We start from the raw sequence: 16,827 nt of genomic DNA, 5'->3' as shown, positions 1-16,827 counted from the left end.
AACATACCAATAGATAACAAAGGGAGCTCAGAGCTCCCTTTTTAACCATACAATCAGGTGACGGTACATCGCTTCATCGACACTATCTCGCCACAACATAAATCGACGTCCATCCTTTAGAATAAAAAGCAAACCCACTTTATCGATTAAGAACACCACTTTTTTCAGCAAAAACGGTTGTTGAAGATATTCATGCTGCCCCGAACGATAAAAAGCGGCTTCACCTGCTAGATCTGGAACCCAAAAGCCACGTTCATGAAATATCTGATAGCAGAAAGAGATGAATACAAAAGAGGGGGCAAGAGGAAAATTAGATAGGATAATGACAGAACAGGCCAACACGAGTAAGACGATATTGGCCTGTTGGGATAAATACGACGGTGTCGCTAAGAACCTAACGCACTTTGCTGAGGTTGTGAGCAACAATCTTATCTACCATGGCAGCATGCCCTAAGTTTTCACTACGGCCATGACCCATAATCCAAGTAAACAGATCTGGATCGTCACACTCCAGCAGAGAAACAAAGTCGCGCTGTTCGTTTTCTTGTAGTTCATCAAAACACTCTTCAAAGAAAGGCATGATCACTACATCGAGCTCCAACATTCCTCGACGGCACGCCCATTTAATACGCGCTTTTTCTTCCGTGGTGTACATTCTACTTCCTCACCTTTCCGGTTGTTTTCCGCGAGTGTACCAATCAAAGCCTATGACAACTAGTAACTCAGTCACACAACGGGTGATAGCAGTTAAGATAAGTGGATGAACCTATAATTATTAGAGAAGAAGCCTCGCTAAATGCCTACTACACCAAAGGTTGTTTCATAGGGCCATTCGGATTTAACATAGCAATATTAAACATAAAGCAGGTAACTATCATGGATTGGCAAAACAAATTTGCGCCCCTTTCACTTTCTACGACTGATGCTCTACCTGAGCTAGCCCTAACTCACCTTACCTCATGGGGTGCGATTAATATGGTTGGCGACGACAAAAAGTCCTACTTAAGCGGACAAGTGACATGTGACGTCGTGGCATTGGATGCTGGCGCTTCAACATTGGGCGCGCACTGTGATGCGAAAGGAAAAGTATGGAGCGTATTTCGCCTGTTCCATCACAATGATGGCTACGCTATGTTTCAAGCCAAACCTGTCATTCCCGTTGAGCTAACCGAATTAAAGAAATACGCTATTTTTTCGAAAGTTGAGATCACAGAAAGCAATGAGGTGGCACTGGGTCTGATCGGCGCTAAGGCAAAGGCCTTTGTCGACCAACTATCGGATAGCCAAGAAGATGTTCGTCCTATCACAGGCGGTACGGCCGTTAAAATTGATGCGCAGCGTTGGTTACTACTCGTGAACGAAGACAGCGCGATGCAACTTATTGATAACGTTGAAGCTCAGTTGATTGAAGAATCACTATGGACTCGATTAGATATCGAGGCAGGTCTGCCAACCTTAACCGCAGCACAACAAAATGAACATATTCCACAGGCATTGAACCTTCAAGGCCTAGGTGGCATAAGCTTTACCAAAGGTTGCTATACGGGCCAAGAGACCGTCGCGAGAGCAAAATACCGTGGCATGAATAAACGTGCGATGTGTATTGTCTCAGGGCCATCGGAACAGACACCTGCAGTGGATACCGACCTGGAACGTGCGGTAGGAGATAATTGGCGCGGCGCTGGCAAACTGCTGGCCAGTTACCAATTTAGCGATAGCCACGCTATCGGGCTCGTTGTACTCCCTAATAATTTAGACACGGACACCCAGTTCCGCCTAAAAGATGCACCAGACTCTGTGTGGGAAATGGCGCCACTCCCATACTCTCTCGATGATGAATAATACTTTTGAAACCAAGATCACGCGTTACCTAGCAGAGCAGCAGGTGAGTTTTCGCTTGCTGCTTCATGAAACGCCTGCCGTCACTATCGAAGACGCCGCCAAACAACGTGGTATTCGTACGAGCCAAATGGTTAAGTCGATTGTACTACGAGACATGGGCAACCTATATGCGCTTGCTTGTGCGCCCGGTGACCAATCGGTCGACCCTAAAAAAGTACGAGCCCTACTTGAATGCAGGCGTATGACTTGTGTTGATTTGAATCTGGTACCGGAATTAACAGGTTACCAAATAGGCACTGTCACCCCATTGCTGCTCAAAACCCCAATGTCAGTCATATTTGATCATAAGATTTTGCTTGAAGACGAAGTAACGATCAGCAGCGGATCTAATATGGCTGGAATAGCAATGAAACCAGAAGATCTCGTCAAACTCTGTGATCCAGTTTTTGCTGATATTTGTCGTGAATAGACACCCAATATCTCGGATATAGATCACTAGTTTGCATCAGTTAGTGATCCATTCCACACTTAATGATCATTTACCAGTAAATTATTATTCATATTAAAAGCATATATAGTCACGAGTGTATTTTTGCTTTATGCTGGTTTTGTTGGTTAAAGTTCGTGCAAGAATAAACTCTTGCGGTAAGGCTAGAAGGCACTTTAGTAGTGGTTTCAGCCCAGAGCTTTAGCGACAACAAAAAAGTGAATCCACTGATTGTTTCAGGACATCCACTTTTTGTGTAATGCATCTGTGACTATTCGCCCGCACTGAGCGGGCTTTTTTTTGCAAAAAAATCACCCTTCTTGAACATGCCTTTACAACTTCTTCGACTATTCTTAAAACTGTCATATTGCTCTGGCTTAATGTGCGCTGAGTTGAATGAGGACAAAGTTTCAACGCCAGAACATAATTGAGGCAGTTGTCACACTAAAGTGGATATTTATCCGCACATTTGCCCACAACAACACAAATATCTAATTAATTCAAAAATACTGCATATTCCTCCAAGGCTATCACACATTTTCAGGAGGGATATTTGTATAATCTGCAGTGCTCGATAACCATAAGGATCTATATATGAGACTGTTTAAGCGCTATACACCAGGTATGATTGCTAAACACGTAAGTCGATTATTTAAGGGAAGAATTTATATTTACGGTGTTGGTAAATTTGAGTTTGATAATGGGAAACTGATACTGCCAGAGAGAGCAGAGAAAAGGCACTTTAGAGCAGTAAAAGAAGTTAACCAAGAAATCATGAAACTGCGCTGTGCATACGCTTAGTATTCTATACTACAGATTAAAAAGGGTTGGCATTTGCCAACCCTTTGTCACTTTAATTGAGCGATAACTTTCGCGTTTTTGCTAGGCCTGGGAGCTCCCCTTTTAGTCCTAACGCACGCTTCATTATCTCATCTTTTGCTCCCGGCAATTGACCCACCAGGCTCATACCCAATCCGCGTACCAGCTTTTTAGCCGGATTATTGCCCGAGAACAGATCCTTAAAACCTTGCATTGCTGCAATCATCTTAGCAGCTTCAGCCTTACGCCAACGCTCATACCCTCGCAGATTGCGTTTTGTACCAATATCTTCACCTTGATGCCATAACGCCATGATCTCTTGCGCTAAGCTGGCTGCATCTAACAAACCAAGGTTAACGCCTTGGCCAGCAAGTGGGTGAATGGTATGGGCAGCGTCACCCACTAACGCAACGCGTTCGACAACAAAGTCGCGGGCGTAACGCATTTTCAATGGGAAAGCAAAGCGCTCCCCTACCACCTCACATAACCCTAATCGCGCATCAAACTCGGCAGTCAGCGATTTATCAAATTCGATTGATGACATCGACACCAGCTTTTCGGCACGCGAAGGTTCCGTAGACCAAACAATCGAGCTCATATGGCTTTCTCCCATCGGAAGAAATGCCAGCGGACCTTGAGGCGTAAATACCTGACGAGCCACCCCATGATGAGCTTCTGCGGTGCGAATGTTTGCCACCACGGCACTATGGCCATAGTCCCAATGCGTTAAAGGTATATCCTGCTGCTTACGAACCCAAGAGTTTGCGCCATCAGCACCCACCACCAGTTTTGCCGTTAGGGCCTGCCCATTATCTAAAGAGAGCCAGGCTTCACTTTCACCAATCGCCAGACTTGTGCACTTCACCGGCATAAATAATGACACATTCGACTGCTGTTTAACTTGGTCTAGCAACGCTAGTTGAATCACTCTGTTTTCAACAATATGTCCAAGATCCGGTTGCGCCAGCTTTTGTGCATCAAACTCAATACGTGCGAAACTGTCTTGCTCCCACACTTCCATTGCAGAGTAAGGCGCAGCGCGGCGCTGAACGATGCCTTGCCAAGCACCTAAATTACGCAAAATATTTTCGCTGGAACGGCTTAAAGCAGAAACGCGGACATCTGGCAACTCAGCCAAATCACCTTTAGGCTCTTGGCTTTCAATAACAGCGATACGCAGGTCTGTACCTTTAAATGCAGAGGCCAGAGCCAGTCCAACCATGCCACCACCCACGATGGCAATATCTACGCTTTGCATCATCTAATTCTTTTCCTTATATAAGCTGCTATCTAGCGACTAAGCCTAGTGTTCGAGCTAAAAGTGGCGCTTTCAGTACTGACAGATTATCCATCGCAGCCAAACCTAAGTTGCGACCAACGCGCATGGTCAGATAATCATTTGAAAAAATATGCACAAGGGAAGAAGTCAGAGAGATAGTTGCTTCTCGATCTGATTCTCGACGACCTTTAAACTGGTTCAGAACCTGGTACGCTCCTGGATCGCCCGCCGATACCGCAATTTGCTCGGCAAGTGTCGCCACATCACGAATACCCAAGTTAAAACCTTGTCCCGCAATCGGGTGAAGCGTTTGCGCAGCATTACCTACAATGGCAAAACGGTGAGAGATATTCTGCTTGCGATAGCGAAGCGTCAGCGGATAACTTGAACGTTGGCCGACTTGCTTCATTAACCCCAGTCGCCAGCCAAACGCATCCTGAAGTTTAGCGAGAAAGGCATCATCCTCTAGCGCCATGACCGCTCTCGCCTCTTCGGGCTTCAAACACCAAACTAGCGACATTCGCCCTTCACTCATTGGAAGCAAAGCAACGGGACCAGACTCGGTAAAGCGTTCAAATGCCCGCCCCGCAGGATCTTGTTGCGTTTTGATGTTTGCAATAACGGCTATTTGCTCAAAATCGTGCTCAACAAGCTCTAATCCCACTTGTTCACAGCAAGTAGAAATCGCGCCATCAGCCGCCACTAACAGTTTCCCGCGAGCCACTTCACCGTTATCCAGAGTAATGGTCACTTCACTTAGTGAACGTTCAACCTTTTTCACTGACGCAGGACACAACAATTCGATGTGCTCATCTTGCTCCACTCGGGAGTGATAAATCCTACCCACATCGGCAAGCTCAACCACGTAACCCAGCGCGTCCACGCCCACTTCTTCGGTAGTGATATCCGTCATCCCTGCGTGGGAACGATCAGATACATGAATATGCCGAATGGGCGTCGCCACCTCAGCAATCTCATCCCAAAGTGTCAGCTTTTTTAGAGTATTGACGGTGCCATAAGAAAGCGCAATAGAGCGCGAATCAAAGCCTGGATGTGCTTGATGGTCGGCCTTGAATGGTTCCACCACCGCAATTGAAAGAGGCTTATCAGACAGTTTATTGATAGCAAGCGCTAGGGTCATCCCCGCCATCGCGCCACCAGCAATCACAACATCAAACTGCTTCATGAAATTACCTGATTAGTGAATAGTCGGAGCCTTTTGTTCTACAGGTTTTTGGCCAAACTCTGCATGAATAGTCAAGACACAAGCTTTTACATGTTCAACAACCTGCTCAAGCAGCTGTGCCTGCTCTTCCATGTCATCATCTTCATCAATGCCCAGCTTAGAAATTTCTTCTAAATCCGCGAGAGCTTCTTTGACATCCTTAGAGGCTTTTTTCAGCTCGGCGTTTACTAAGCCTAAACCTGAAATAAAATGGTTAACCCACTCCGCAAGGCCATCCGCCATATCAAACAGACTCGCGCTTGCTTCTGCGTCCGGTAGGAGGATATCGATATCCATACCCGATCCCGTTAGGTCGCTAATGGTTGCATCCAATGTTTTTTCTGCAAGTTTCAGGACTTGCATCGGCCATCCCATACCATCATTAGTGTAATCAAACACCATAGGTTGCCAGCTTTTATCTGTAAGACTTAAACCACCACTTAACATGCCAGCCAATAGACCATGCAGCTCTGAAGGGTTTACGGCAATACCTGCTGATTGCAGCTCGCTCGCCAGTGTCAGGTAATCAGGAAGATGGGATTCACTCATGAAGAGACCTAAAAATTTGTAAATAAAGTCAATCGTACCACTTACCAAAGAATGCGGAAACGAGCGATTCAGTAATTATGAGTAGCTTTTACACAAATTGTCCAATTACTGTGTTATTACCACAGAGTTGAATGTGAAAAGCTTGAATCTTAACAGTGCTTTTTCTATAGTTTCCCCCTCGGTGACAAACTGCAGAGTCACCCCTAGTAACGCGTACAGAGTTGATATGAGTAGTCAAGCGGTTGAAGTAGAAATTTTAGGAAAGATAACACGAGTAAACTGCCCAGCAGGACAAGAAGAGTCTTTGCTGAGAGCGGCTGATCGCCTGAATGATAGCCTAGAAGACATGGCCACTAAGACAAAAATCACCAACGAAGTTCAATTACTCATGTTTGTTGCACTTAACTTTTGTCATGAGCTAGAGAGCCGTGATAGTGTTAAGGAAGAGCAACAAAGCGCGTTAACAGAGCGAATGGAACTGCTCTCAGCATCCCTAGGTGATGCATTAAGTAAAGTGAAGCCAGGACAGCAGTAGCCTTTACAGCAAAAACAAGAATTTACCCTGGAGTGTGCGTGAGGGGATTACGTCCCTGAGCCGATAAGCAATACCTAAGGGTTAGTACTTGATAGCTATTGAGCAAGCTCGGCTTGAACCGAGAAGCCTACGGTTATCTCTGCTGATCCGCCTTGAACCAGCTGGTTCAAGGGTCAATAATCTCCAACGGCACTCTGGGGTATTCCCTCGATACCCTTTAACAGAATGGGTATTTTCATGACTCTCTCTCGTCAAGATTTTCGCAAGCAAATCCGTCACCAACGTAATCAACTCAGTAATGAAGCCCAATATCAGGCGAGTATAGACATTGTCACGCAATTCTCGACACTCACTGAATTAGCGAGCGCTAAAAATATTGCTCTATATCTTTCTGCTGACGGTGAGTTAATCACTACCCCACTTATCGAGTGGTTATGGCGTCAGGGTAAAAAAACCTACTTACCGGTTATTCATCCATTCTCCAAAGGACACCTTCTGTTTCTCCATTACGATCACAACACTCCTATGGTGTTCAATCGTTACTATATTGCAGAACCCAAACTGGATAAGACACAAATTATCCCCGCTCAGCAACTCGATCTGATCTGTACTCCGCTTGTCGGCTTTGACTCTACAGGTCATCGCCTAGGTATGGGAGGCGGCTACTACGATCGTACTCTCGAACCTTGGTTTAAGACAGGCCATGGCCCCAAACCGATAGGACTTGCCCATGACTGCCAACACGTTAATAAACTGCCCATAGAATCTTGGGATATTCCATTACCTAAAATAGTGACGCCAAGCCAGATCTGGGATTGGGAATAACGCCTGAATGATCATATAATCGCGCCGCAAACGTTAATATAACCGCATTTAGGAGATGGGCATGACTCAAGATGAGATGAAGAAAGAGGCTGGTTGGGCAGCGCTTAAGTATGTTGAGAAAGACAGCATTGTTGGTGTCGGTACTGGCTCGACAGTGAATCACTTCATCGATGCACTAGGTACTATCAAAGATGATATTAAAGGTGCGGTTTCAAGCTCAGAAGCATCAACCGAAAAGCTAAAAGGCTTGGGGATCGAGGTTTTCGACTGCAACGAAGTCGCTAAATTGGATGTGTACGTTGATGGCGCAGATGAAATCAACGCAACACGCGACATGATCAAAGGCGGCGGTGCTGCTCTTACTCGTGAAAAGATCGTTGCCGCTATCTCTGATAAGTTCATTTGTATTGTTGATGATACCAAAGCTGTCGATGTTCTTGGCCAATTCCCACTTCCTGTTGAAGTCATTCCAATGGCTCGCTCTTACGTAGCACGTGAGCTAGTTAAACTGGGTGGTGACCCGGCATACCGTGAAGGTGTCATTACTGACAACGGCAATGTGATTTTGGATGTCTATGGTCTAAAGATTACTGATCCAAAAGCACTGGAAGACAAAATCAATGCATTTGCTGGTGTCGTGACTGTGGGTTTGTTTGCTCACCGTGGCGCAGATGTGGTTATCACAGGTACTCCTGAAGGCGCAAAAATCGAAGAATAATTAACTGGATTCCAGTTAGTTCATGACAAATGGCACCAGTTGGTGCCATTTCCTTTCTCCCCTATAAAAATTATTGCTTATTCCGTAATTTTCTTACCCAAACCGTCTTTTTTTTGTTAACTTAGAATACAGAAGACGCCAAGGAAAACGTTTGCGTCACGCATAAGCCTACGAAAACGTTATCCATTTACAATGTGCGCCAGTTAAGCCCCAATTTTCCATTTTAAGGATGAAGATAATGGCCAGAGTTTCACTGGAAAAAGACAAAATTAAGATCCTCCTTTTAGAAGGTCTACACCCATCTTCTGTAGAAGTGCTGCAAGCCGCTGGTTACACCAACATCGAATACCACAAAGGTTCCTTACCTGAGGACGAGCTGCTGGAAGCAGTGAAAGATGCGCATTTTATTGGTATTCGCTCGCGCACCAACTTATCCCAAGAAGTCATCAATGCAGCAGAGAAACTGGTTGCGATCGGTTGCTTCTGTATCGGCACCAACCAAGTTGACCTCAATGCTGCTGCAGTTCGCGGTATTCCTGTCTTCAACGCACCGTTCTCAAACACGCGCAGTGTTGCTGAGCTTGTACTTGGTCAGATCTTGCTACTCCTTCGCGGTATTCCAGAGAAAAACGCACTGGCTCACCGTGGTATTTGGAAGAAGAGTGCCGAGAATTCCTATGAAGCACGCGGCAAACGCTTAGGTATCATTGGTTACGGACACATCGGTACTCAGTTAGGTATTATCGCTGAAAACCTCGGTATGCGTGTTTACTACTACGATATCGAGAATAAGCTATCACTTGGTAACGCGACGCAAGTCCACACCATGACCGAGCTATTGAACAAATGTGATGTTATTTCTCTGCACGTTCCTGAAACGCCAGAAACAAAAGACATGATGGGTGCAGAAGAATTTGCACGCATGAAGCCAGGTTCTATCTTCATTAACGCCGCTCGTGGCACCGTTGTCGATATCGAAGCGCTTTGTCACTCGCTTGAATCTGGTCACCTAGCTGGCGCTGCAATTGACGTATTCCCAGTTGAACCAAAGACCAACGCCGACTCATTTGAGTCTCCACTAACTAAGTTTGATAACGTGATTCTGACTCCACACGTTGGTGGCTCAACTCAAGAAGCACAAGAGAACATCGGTGTAGAAGTGGCGGGCAAGCTGGCTAAATACTCAGACAACGGTTCAACGCTATCAAGTGTGAACTTCCCTGAGGTATCTCTACCAGAACATCGTGAATGCTCACGCCTGCTTCATATTCACAAAAACCGCCCTGGTATCCTAACGCAAATCAATACCATCTTTGCGGAAGATGGTATCAACATTGCGGGTCAGTACCTGCAAACCAGCGCGGATATCGGTTACGTAGTAATTGATGTGGAAGCGAACCGCTCTGAAGAAGCACTAGCAAAACTGAAGAAGATCGAAGGCACTATTCGCGCACGTATTCTTCACTAAGCACAAGACGCCATACAAAAAAACCACCGTCTAACGGTGGTTTTTTATTGCCTTCGATTTAACGAAACACGTTTTATGGCTTAAGTGCTCGCTCTCCACGGGCGATCCCCACCACGCCACTACGCGCCACTTCGATCACTTCCGTTACTTCCGAAATAGCCTGAATAAAAGCATCCAGTTTTTCACTGGTCCCAGCAAGCTGAACAGTATACTGCGATGCCGTCACATCCACGATTTGGCCACGGAAAATATCAGCCGTACGCTTTACTTCTGCGCGTGCAAACCCACTGGCTTTGACTTTCACCATCATCAGTTCACGTTCAATATGTTCGTATTCCGTCACTTCCTGAACTTTTAGAATATCAATCAGCTTGTTGAGCTGCTTTTGAATCTGTTCAAGCTGCATATCGTCCGAAATTGTGGTCAAGTTCAAACGCGATAACGTTGCATCGTCGGTTGGCGATACGGTCAGAGATTCAATGTTGTAACCACGTTGTGAGAACAGGCCAACAACACGAGACAAAGCACCAGGTTGGTTTTCCATCAATAGCGAAATAATGTGTCTCATATTAAGTTCTCTCCGTTTTGCTTAGCCACATCTTATCCATACCCTCGCCTTTGATCTGCATTGGGTACACGTGCTCAGTTTCATCTACGTTGATATCCACAAACACCAAGCGATCTTTCATCTCTAGTGCTTGTTTCAGGCCAGACTCAAGTTGATCAGGCGTTTCAATACGGATACCAACATGGCCGTAAGCTTCTGCGATCGCAGCAAAATCAGGAACAGAACTCATATACGAGTTAGAGTGGCGACCTTGGTAAATAATGTCTTGCCACTGTTTTACCATACCAAGGAAACGGTTGTTTAAGTTGATGATCTTGACAGGGATATCGTACTGCATTGCCGTCGATAGCTCCTGAATATTCATCTGGATACTGCCATCGCCTGTCACCACCACCACTTCTTCGTTTGGTTTGGCGAATTTTACGCCCATGCCGGCTGGTAAACCAAAGCCCATCGTGCCTAAACCACCCGAGTTGATCCAACGGCGAGATTTGGCAAATGGGTAGTAAAGCGCAGCAAACATCTGGTGCTGGCCCACATCCGACGCAACGTACGCTTCACCATTGGTCAGCTTGTGCAGCGTTTGGATCACTTGCTGAGGTTTAATACGCTCTGGAGAGGTTTCGTAAGACAAACACTGGCGATCACGCCACACTTGGATGTCATCCCACCAGCTTTCTAGTGCTTGGGTATCATTGATCGCGCCCTGCTCTTCAAGCAAAGTCACCATGCTTTGCAGGACTTTGTCTGCCGAACCAACAATTGGCAGATCCGCCTTCACGTTTTTCGAGATCGAAGAAGGATCAATATCGATGTGCATGACTTTCGCATTTGGGCAGTATTTCTCAAGGTTATTGGTCGTACGATCATCAAAACGTACCCCAACACCAAAAATCAGATCCGCATTGTGCATCGCCATATTGGCTTCGTAGGTACCGTGCATACCCAGCATGCCTAGCGAGTTTTTATGCGTGCCAGGGAATGCGCCCAACCCCATCAAGGTGCTCACAACCGGTAAATTCAAATCTTCAGCAAGCTTAAGTAAGTGATCATCGGCTTGAGAGATCACCGCACCGCCACCGACATACAAGACTGGCTTTTTCGCTTCTAGCAGCGCTTTAAGGCCTTTTTTGATCTGGCCTTTATGACCTGACGTGGTTGGCTTGTAAGAACGCATTGAAATGCTTTCAGGATATTCGTAAGGCAGTTTGATCTGCGGGTTCATCACGTCTTTGGGCAGGTCAATGACAACAGGACCTGGTCGGCCAGTTGTCGCGATGTAGAAAGCTTTTTTAACGGTTTCTGGAATGTCTTCTGCTTTCTTAACAAGAAAACTGTGTTTTACCACCGGGCGAGACACGCCGACAATATCGCACTCTTGGAATGCATCATTACCGATAAGGCTGTTAGGCACGTTGCCGGAAATCACAATCATTGGGATAGAGTCCATGTATGCCGTCGCAATACCCGTAATGGTATTGGTCGCACCTGGACCAGAACAAACAAGCACTACACCCGGTTTACCCGTTGCTCGCGCATAGCCATCGGCCATGTGAGTCGCGGCTTGCTCGTGTCGTACTAAAACGTGTTTGATGTTTTCTGTTTTTGCGTGCAGCGCATCGTAGATATCTAACACGGAACCACCTGGGTATCCGAAGATCTGTTCAACGCCTTCTTCGATCAGAGATTGCACCACCATCTCTGCGCCGGACAACATTGCTGCCATATTTTTCTCCTTACCAGTATTCCAATTAATAAGGTCAACTAATTGGTCTGGTTTTACATAGTCTAGGGCTTATTCGTAGCCTAATTCGAAATAATTCCAGTTTTCGGCTATGTCTTGCTTCGCGATAACAAAAAGCAAGGTAACGAAACAAATGTAACGTTTTATTATCAAGCGGTCTAATGCGATATTCATCGCAATTTAAACAAGATGCTGCTTATTAAACCAATGAGAGAAAAGAGAACTACACAATAAACAATAGCCAGACTAATTCCTGATCTTTAGCCAAAAATTCAGAAGATAATATTACACAACAGAACATCAACACCGAGGATAAAGCCAGCTTGAATAGTCGGAGCCCGACATAAAAAATCCCCCAGCCAATGCTAAATTGAGCTGGGGGATTTTTAAACAAACCGAAAATTAACCGCTGGAAAAGCTACTTTTTATCGCCTTTCTCAGTGTACATTTCTTCGATTTCGTCCTGATATTTATCGTTAATGACTTTGCGACGTAATTTCTGAGTCGGCGTTAACTCACCTTCATCCATCGAAAAAGCTTTTGGTAATAACTTGAACTTTTTAACCTGCTCGAATTTCGCGAGCTCTTTCTGCAGTTCATTCACTCGCGTTTCGAGCATTTCTACCACTTCATTGTGCTTAATAAGCTCTACACGGTCATGGTATTTGATGTTGAGCTCTTTGGCATACTCTTCAAGGCTGTCGAAACACGGTACGATCAACGCAGACACAAACTTACGCGTATCCGCAATAATGGCGATTTGCTCAATAAAGTGATCTTTACCAATCGCGCCTTCGATCATTTGCGGTGCAATGTACTTACCGCCCGATGTTTTCATCAACTCTTTGATACGATCGGTAATAAACAGGTTGCCGTTTTCGTCAATATGACCCGCATCACCAGTTTTCAAAAAGCCGTGCTCGTCGAATGTTTTCGCCGTTTCTTCTGGCATTTTGTAGTAACCACGCATCACCATCGGTCCACGAACCAGAATCTCGTTGTTGGGCCCGATCTTCACCTTTGCACCCGGCATCGACATACCGATCGAGTCTGGGTCAAAGCACTGATCGTCCCAACATGAAATGGTCGCTGTGGTTTCCGTCATGCCGTAGCCAAGCTTCACATTTATCCCGATCGCATGAAAGAAGCGGCCTATGGTTTCATCCAGCTTTGCGCCGCCACATGGCATGAAGTTAATGTTTCCCCCAAGCAATGCACGTAATTTAGATAAAACCAGTTTATCGGCGAGGTTATGTGCCTTCTGCAAAGCAAAAGAAGGGGTGCGCCCTTCCTGATGACAGACCGACATCTTGGCGCCCATGTTGACAGCCCAAGTAAACATCACTTTGCGCATGAAAGGGGCTTTGGCAACTTTTTCATGGATGGCAGAGAAGATTTTCTCGTAGAAACGCGGTACTGCACACATCACGGTAGGGCGTACTTCGCTCAATGCATCACGTACTTGCATGGTATCTTGCAGGTAACAGTTCGTCGCACCTTTGTACAAGACGTAAAATGACCAAGCACGCTCAAATACGTGCGATAGAGGCAAGAAACACAGCGAAACATCGTCTTGAGATAGGCTTAAACGCTTATCGTGCCCTTCTAGCTGAGCTCCAATGTTAGCGTAATCAAGCATGACGCCTTTCGGTTGTCCCGTCGTACCCGAGGTGTAAATCAAAGTCAGTAGATCATCGAAATTCGCATCGGCAAGACGTTGCTCAAACTCCTGTTTATCGTCCGCTTTTCCTTTTGCAACGAACTGATCCCAGCTCATCACAAATTCATGTTCACCAACGTCAATATCGTCTGACATAGCCACAATCAGCTCTAGCTGTTCACATGTGTCGAAGATACTGATGGCCGCATCAAACTGTGGCTGCTCACCAACAAACAAAACTTTCACATCGGCATTTTGTAAAATATAAGCAGACTGAGCGGCTGTATTGGTTGGGTAAATAGGTACCGTTACCGCACGCAGTTGCAGCGCGGCAAAGTCAGCCACGGTCCATTGCGGCATGTTGTTGGAGAAAATCCCTATTTTATCCTGAACTCGTAACCCATGAGCCAGTAAAGCAAGCGACAAAGCATCCACTTGCTGACCAAACTGCTTCCAACTGATGCCGTTCCACATATTGCTAACTTTGTGTTTAAGCGCAATACGATCACCGCCTTTAGCAATCTGTTCGCGAATTTTTTTTACGATATGAAAATCTAAGTTGGTCATCTTTTCTACCTTTAGCTTACACCTGTAAGCTTTTGAGCGCACAAGTGTACATTTCAGGTGCTAAAAGGCAACTGACGCTTATCAAAGTTATCAATTAAATGGTAAAAAACCTTGAATGGCACTCGCACACTCAAGGCTTTTAAACTCATTAATCCGTATTTTCTAAGAAATAGCGACCACTTCACCGCAAGTCAACATAAGGCAATCGCGCAGCCAAATGTGGCCTTTGTCTTTTTCATTCGATTCATGCCAACTCAAATAACCACTGATTTTTCCGTTTTCAAATGGGAATTCAAGTACCTGAAGTTGGTCTTTATTCACCGCGTTTTCCACCATCCAACGCGGTGCGATCGTCACCAGTTCAGACTGACCAACCACGTATAACAAGTTACTTAAGCTGCTTCCTTCATAATCGGCCGACACATCCAACTCTCGATAAGCTTGCTCTGAGAAACTGCGTTGACCATGAGCACGAGAAAGCTTCGCATGACGCTCTAACAATAGCTGATCAGCAGTCACACTCTCTTGAATTCTTGGGTGAGATTTCGAAGCTACGACCACCAACTCATCTTTGAAGATTTCGGTACTGGAGAACCCAGCTCCGTCAAAACGTGCATAATCAATCACAAAGTCGATTTCTTGATAACGCATACGCTCTGCAAGTTGACGATCAAACTCCGCATCGAGGTGAAGCTGAACATTTGGCGCTTGCTCATAGACACTCGACATAATCTTCGGTGCAAAACGCATATCACACGGGCTGCAGATCGCCAATTTAAACAAACGCGTCGATGTTTCCGGATAAAAAATCGAGCTTGGTAATTCATTACGAATTAACTGCAACGCCTGACGAACAGGACCAAACAGCTGGCGTGCACGTTGGGTTGGTTGAATACCTCGCCCCTGACGCATAAACAACTCATCATTAAACATGACTTTTAAGCGAGCGACGGCATTACTGACTGCCGGTTGAGACATGCCCAGGTTGTGTGCAGCTCGGGTAATATTTTGCTCTTGCATTACAGCATCAAAGACAGTGAGAAGGTTTAAATCCACTCCGCGTAAAGTGCTTTCCATACGGTAGTTGGTCACAGTCCCAACAGACTCTTTTTTATCGGTCATTGCTCAGCCTCATCAATAGGTAATGCCATTTGCTAAATGTAGCGTTCAGGAATAAAAACCTATGTGGTTATATTTATCTGCTGGATACCTCCCAGCGAGCCAACAATATCCGCGAATCAATAACTCCAAAGCAACTGGATTGATAATTAATCAGTATTTTTTATCTAAGCCAATAGATAAATATTAATAATCAATGAGATAGAAATTATCTAAAAATTTATAAATGCAGAGGTAACCGACTGAAAAAAAAGAAAAGTGAGGCAATATAAGCAAAGTAAAAGTAATAAATTCCCATTAGTTAAGAAAATACCACAAGCAAACCCCATAAAGGCTAACGTATAGGTTAGCCTTCTGATTGAGTAAGAAGTCAGCTAAATATTGGTAACGTAACTTGGGAAGTCAACTTTATCCCACAAGTGGGTGGTGAGCTCGGATTGATTATCCCAATCCCCTTTGAGTATCCAGTCGACGATCGACTGGGCGACATCTGGGTAATTCACGCTCTCAGCTTGAGCTTCATCCAACCAACAGCGAAGTATAGACGCATCCAGCACATCCATCCCCGTCGCCAAGCCGAGGTCTTCCAATGTCGCGACGTTACTCATTTGTTCGAACTGCCCAGCCAATGGCTTGAGCAGCAACTTCTTGCCAAGGGTTAACGCTTCCGATGGTAACTCAAACCCGCCGTTCGCAATCACGCCACTACAACGATGTAAATGGAACTGAAAACCATCAAAGCTCAACGGTCTAAATTCTACGTTTTCGACCACATCCGGCTCGATCACTTCCGGGTGATAACAGATAAAACGGTGACGGGTGAACCGAAACAGCAGATCCGAAATGTCATTCATGTTTTCAAATGGTAAATACACCAAAACAAAGTCTTCGTTTTCTTTCTGGGTTTCTGGCGTGTGAACAATTGGAGGCAAAATTGGTTGATCAAAATGATACCAATGGAGACCGATGCGGTGCTGGGCAGGTGCAAAATGCTCAATGATCTTTTTGTCTAACCAACTGGCGCCTCTGAGCGGCACAGAATAACGAAACGCATTTTGATGGCTAATACTGATCGATGGGATAGCTTGCTTTTTTGCTGCCCAAGCGGAGACGGGTTCAAAGTCGTTAAGAACCAGATCATAGCCACTTAAGTCCAGCTCACTTACCTCTTTAATGAAGTGGAAGATATTGTTGCTCAAGCTGGTTTTCAGGTAGCTCACTTGGCCGTTATGAGTGACAAACGTTAACCCGCGACGAGTCTGATATTCACCAAACTCTTCCATCGAAAAATATTTCTCTTTCTCTCGACCAGAAAACAAAAAGTCGGCTTCCACACCACTATTTTTTAGCGCACGACACATCGCTCTGGCGCGAGCAATATGACCATTCCCTGTTCCTTGCACACCGTACAATATTTTCATT

Annotated in this window: 17 protein-coding genes and 1 other RNA gene; 8 read left to right on the top strand and 10 right to left on the bottom strand. The window is 45.4% G+C overall.

The features are described 5' to 3' along the window. Positions 1–27: 27 nt before the first annotated feature. Both VNE01S_RS04425 and VNE01S_RS04420 read right to left on the bottom strand, forming a co-directional pair. The gene (locus VNE01S_RS04425; RefSeq protein WP_156309898.1) at positions 28–426 is read right to left on the bottom strand and encodes a protein YgfX; all 399 of its coding nucleotides are present in this window, start codon (positions 424–426) and stop codon (positions 28–30) included. After that, entirely contained in the window at positions 395–655 is a 261-nt protein-coding gene (locus tag VNE01S_RS04420; RefSeq protein ID WP_053396596.1) for an FAD assembly factor SdhE, read from the bottom strand. Before VNE01S_RS04420 ends, VNE01S_RS04425 begins: the two co-directional genes overlap by 32 nt. A 221-nt stretch (positions 656–876) precedes the next feature. Here VNE01S_RS04420 and ygfZ point away from each other — a divergent pair, with 221 nt between their 5' ends. The 3 genes from ygfZ (at position 877) to VNE01S_RS04405 (ending at position 3,130) form a co-directional block, all read left to right on the top strand. Beyond that, positions 877–1,842 (top strand): tRNA-modifying protein YgfZ, encoded by a 966-nt coding sequence (ygfZ, locus tag VNE01S_RS04415; protein ID WP_053396595.1) that lies wholly within the window; start codon positions 877–879, stop codon positions 1,840–1,842. Then, complete coding sequence (locus VNE01S_RS04410; protein ID WP_156309903.1) at positions 1,835–2,311, top strand: aminoacyl-tRNA deacylase; 477 nt, start codon at positions 1,835–1,837, stop codon at positions 2,309–2,311. Before ygfZ ends, VNE01S_RS04410 begins: the two co-directional genes overlap by 8 nt. A 612-nt stretch (positions 2,312–2,923) precedes the next feature. Further along, positions 2,924–3,130, top strand: coding sequence for a DUF1107 domain-containing protein (locus VNE01S_RS04405; RefSeq protein ID WP_053396593.1), 207 nt, complete (start codon positions 2,924–2,926; stop codon positions 3,128–3,130). 52 nt (positions 3,131–3,182) lie between these two features. Here VNE01S_RS04405 and VNE01S_RS04400 read toward each other — a convergent pair whose 3' ends face one another. Genes VNE01S_RS04400 through VNE01S_RS04390 form a run of 3 tightly spaced genes read right to left on the bottom strand, consistent with a single transcriptional unit; the run spans position 3,183 to position 6,201 of the window. Then, a complete protein-coding gene (locus tag VNE01S_RS04400) occupies positions 3,183–4,409 on the bottom strand; it encodes an FAD-dependent 2-octaprenylphenol hydroxylase (RefSeq protein ID WP_053396592.1) in 1,227 nt (408 codons plus the stop codon). A 25-nt stretch (positions 4,410–4,434) separates the two neighbouring features. Then, positions 4,435–5,613, bottom strand: coding sequence for a 2-octaprenyl-6-methoxyphenyl hydroxylase (gene ubiH, locus VNE01S_RS04395; RefSeq protein ID WP_053396591.1), 1,179 nt, complete (start codon positions 5,611–5,613; stop codon positions 4,435–4,437). A 12-nt stretch (positions 5,614–5,625) separates the two neighbouring features. Further along, the gene (locus tag VNE01S_RS04390; protein ID WP_053396590.1) at positions 5,626–6,201 is read right to left on the bottom strand and encodes a YecA/YgfB family protein; all 576 of its coding nucleotides are present in this window, start codon (positions 6,199–6,201) and stop codon (positions 5,626–5,628) included. A gap of 226 nt (positions 6,202–6,427) precedes the next feature. Between VNE01S_RS04390 and zapA the strand changes: the two genes are divergently transcribed. From zapA to serA, 5 genes are all read left to right on the top strand, one after another. Next, positions 6,428–6,736, top strand: a complete 309-nt coding sequence (gene zapA, locus VNE01S_RS04385) for a cell division protein ZapA (protein WP_053396589.1) — start codon at positions 6,428–6,430, stop codon at positions 6,734–6,736. A gap of 21 nt (positions 6,737–6,757) precedes the next feature. Beyond that, a non-coding RNA gene (gene ssrS / locus VNE01S_RS04380) (6S RNA) lies at positions 6,758–6,941 on the top strand. A gap of 32 nt (positions 6,942–6,973) precedes the next feature. Beyond that, positions 6,974–7,561: a 5-formyltetrahydrofolate cyclo-ligase gene (locus VNE01S_RS04375; protein ID WP_053396588.1), complete on the top strand. Its 588-nt coding sequence runs from the start codon at positions 6,974–6,976 to the stop codon at positions 7,559–7,561. 61 nt (positions 7,562–7,622) lie between these two features. Beyond that, entirely contained in the window at positions 7,623–8,279 is a 657-nt protein-coding gene (gene rpiA / locus VNE01S_RS04370) for a ribose-5-phosphate isomerase RpiA (protein ID WP_053396587.1), read from the top strand. A gap of 238 nt (positions 8,280–8,517) precedes the next feature. Then, positions 8,518–9,747, top strand: a complete 1,230-nt coding sequence (gene serA, locus VNE01S_RS04365; protein ID WP_053396586.1) for a phosphoglycerate dehydrogenase — start codon at positions 8,518–8,520, stop codon at positions 9,745–9,747. 73 nt (positions 9,748–9,820) lie between these two features. On the opposite strand, the gene ilvN is transcribed toward serA, so the two are convergent. From ilvN to VNE01S_RS04340, 5 genes are all read right to left on the bottom strand, one after another. Further along, positions 9,821–10,315, bottom strand: coding sequence for an acetolactate synthase small subunit (ilvN, locus tag VNE01S_RS04360; RefSeq protein ID WP_053396585.1), 495 nt, complete (start codon positions 10,313–10,315; stop codon positions 9,821–9,823). Position 10,316: 1 nt separating this feature from the next. Further along, positions 10,317–12,041 (bottom strand): acetolactate synthase 3 large subunit, encoded by a 1,725-nt coding sequence (locus VNE01S_RS04355; RefSeq protein WP_053396584.1) that lies wholly within the window; start codon positions 12,039–12,041, stop codon positions 10,317–10,319. Positions 12,042–12,477: 436 nt separating this feature from the next. Beyond that, positions 12,478–14,286, bottom strand: coding sequence for an AMP-dependent synthetase/ligase (locus VNE01S_RS04350; RefSeq protein ID WP_053396583.1), 1,809 nt, complete (start codon positions 14,284–14,286; stop codon positions 12,478–12,480). Positions 14,287–14,448: 162 nt separating this feature from the next. Further along, on the bottom strand, positions 14,449–15,408 hold the full coding sequence (gene leuO, locus VNE01S_RS04345; protein ID WP_053396582.1) for a transcriptional regulator LeuO: 960 nt from the start codon (positions 15,406–15,408) through the stop codon (positions 14,449–14,451). 371 nt (positions 15,409–15,779) lie between these two features. Further along, entirely contained in the window at positions 15,780–16,826 is a 1,047-nt protein-coding gene (locus VNE01S_RS04340) for an MJ1255/VC2487 family glycosyltransferase (RefSeq protein WP_053396581.1), read from the bottom strand. Position 16,827 lies beyond the last annotated feature (1 nt).

The organism is Vibrio nereis NBRC 15637, from assembly GCF_001591105.1.
GTDB classification, from domain to species: Bacteria; Pseudomonadota; Gammaproteobacteria; order Enterobacterales; family Vibrionaceae; genus Vibrio; species Vibrio nereis.
Note: the sequence above shows the minus strand (reverse complement) of the source record. Positions and strands in the feature narration are given on the sequence as shown.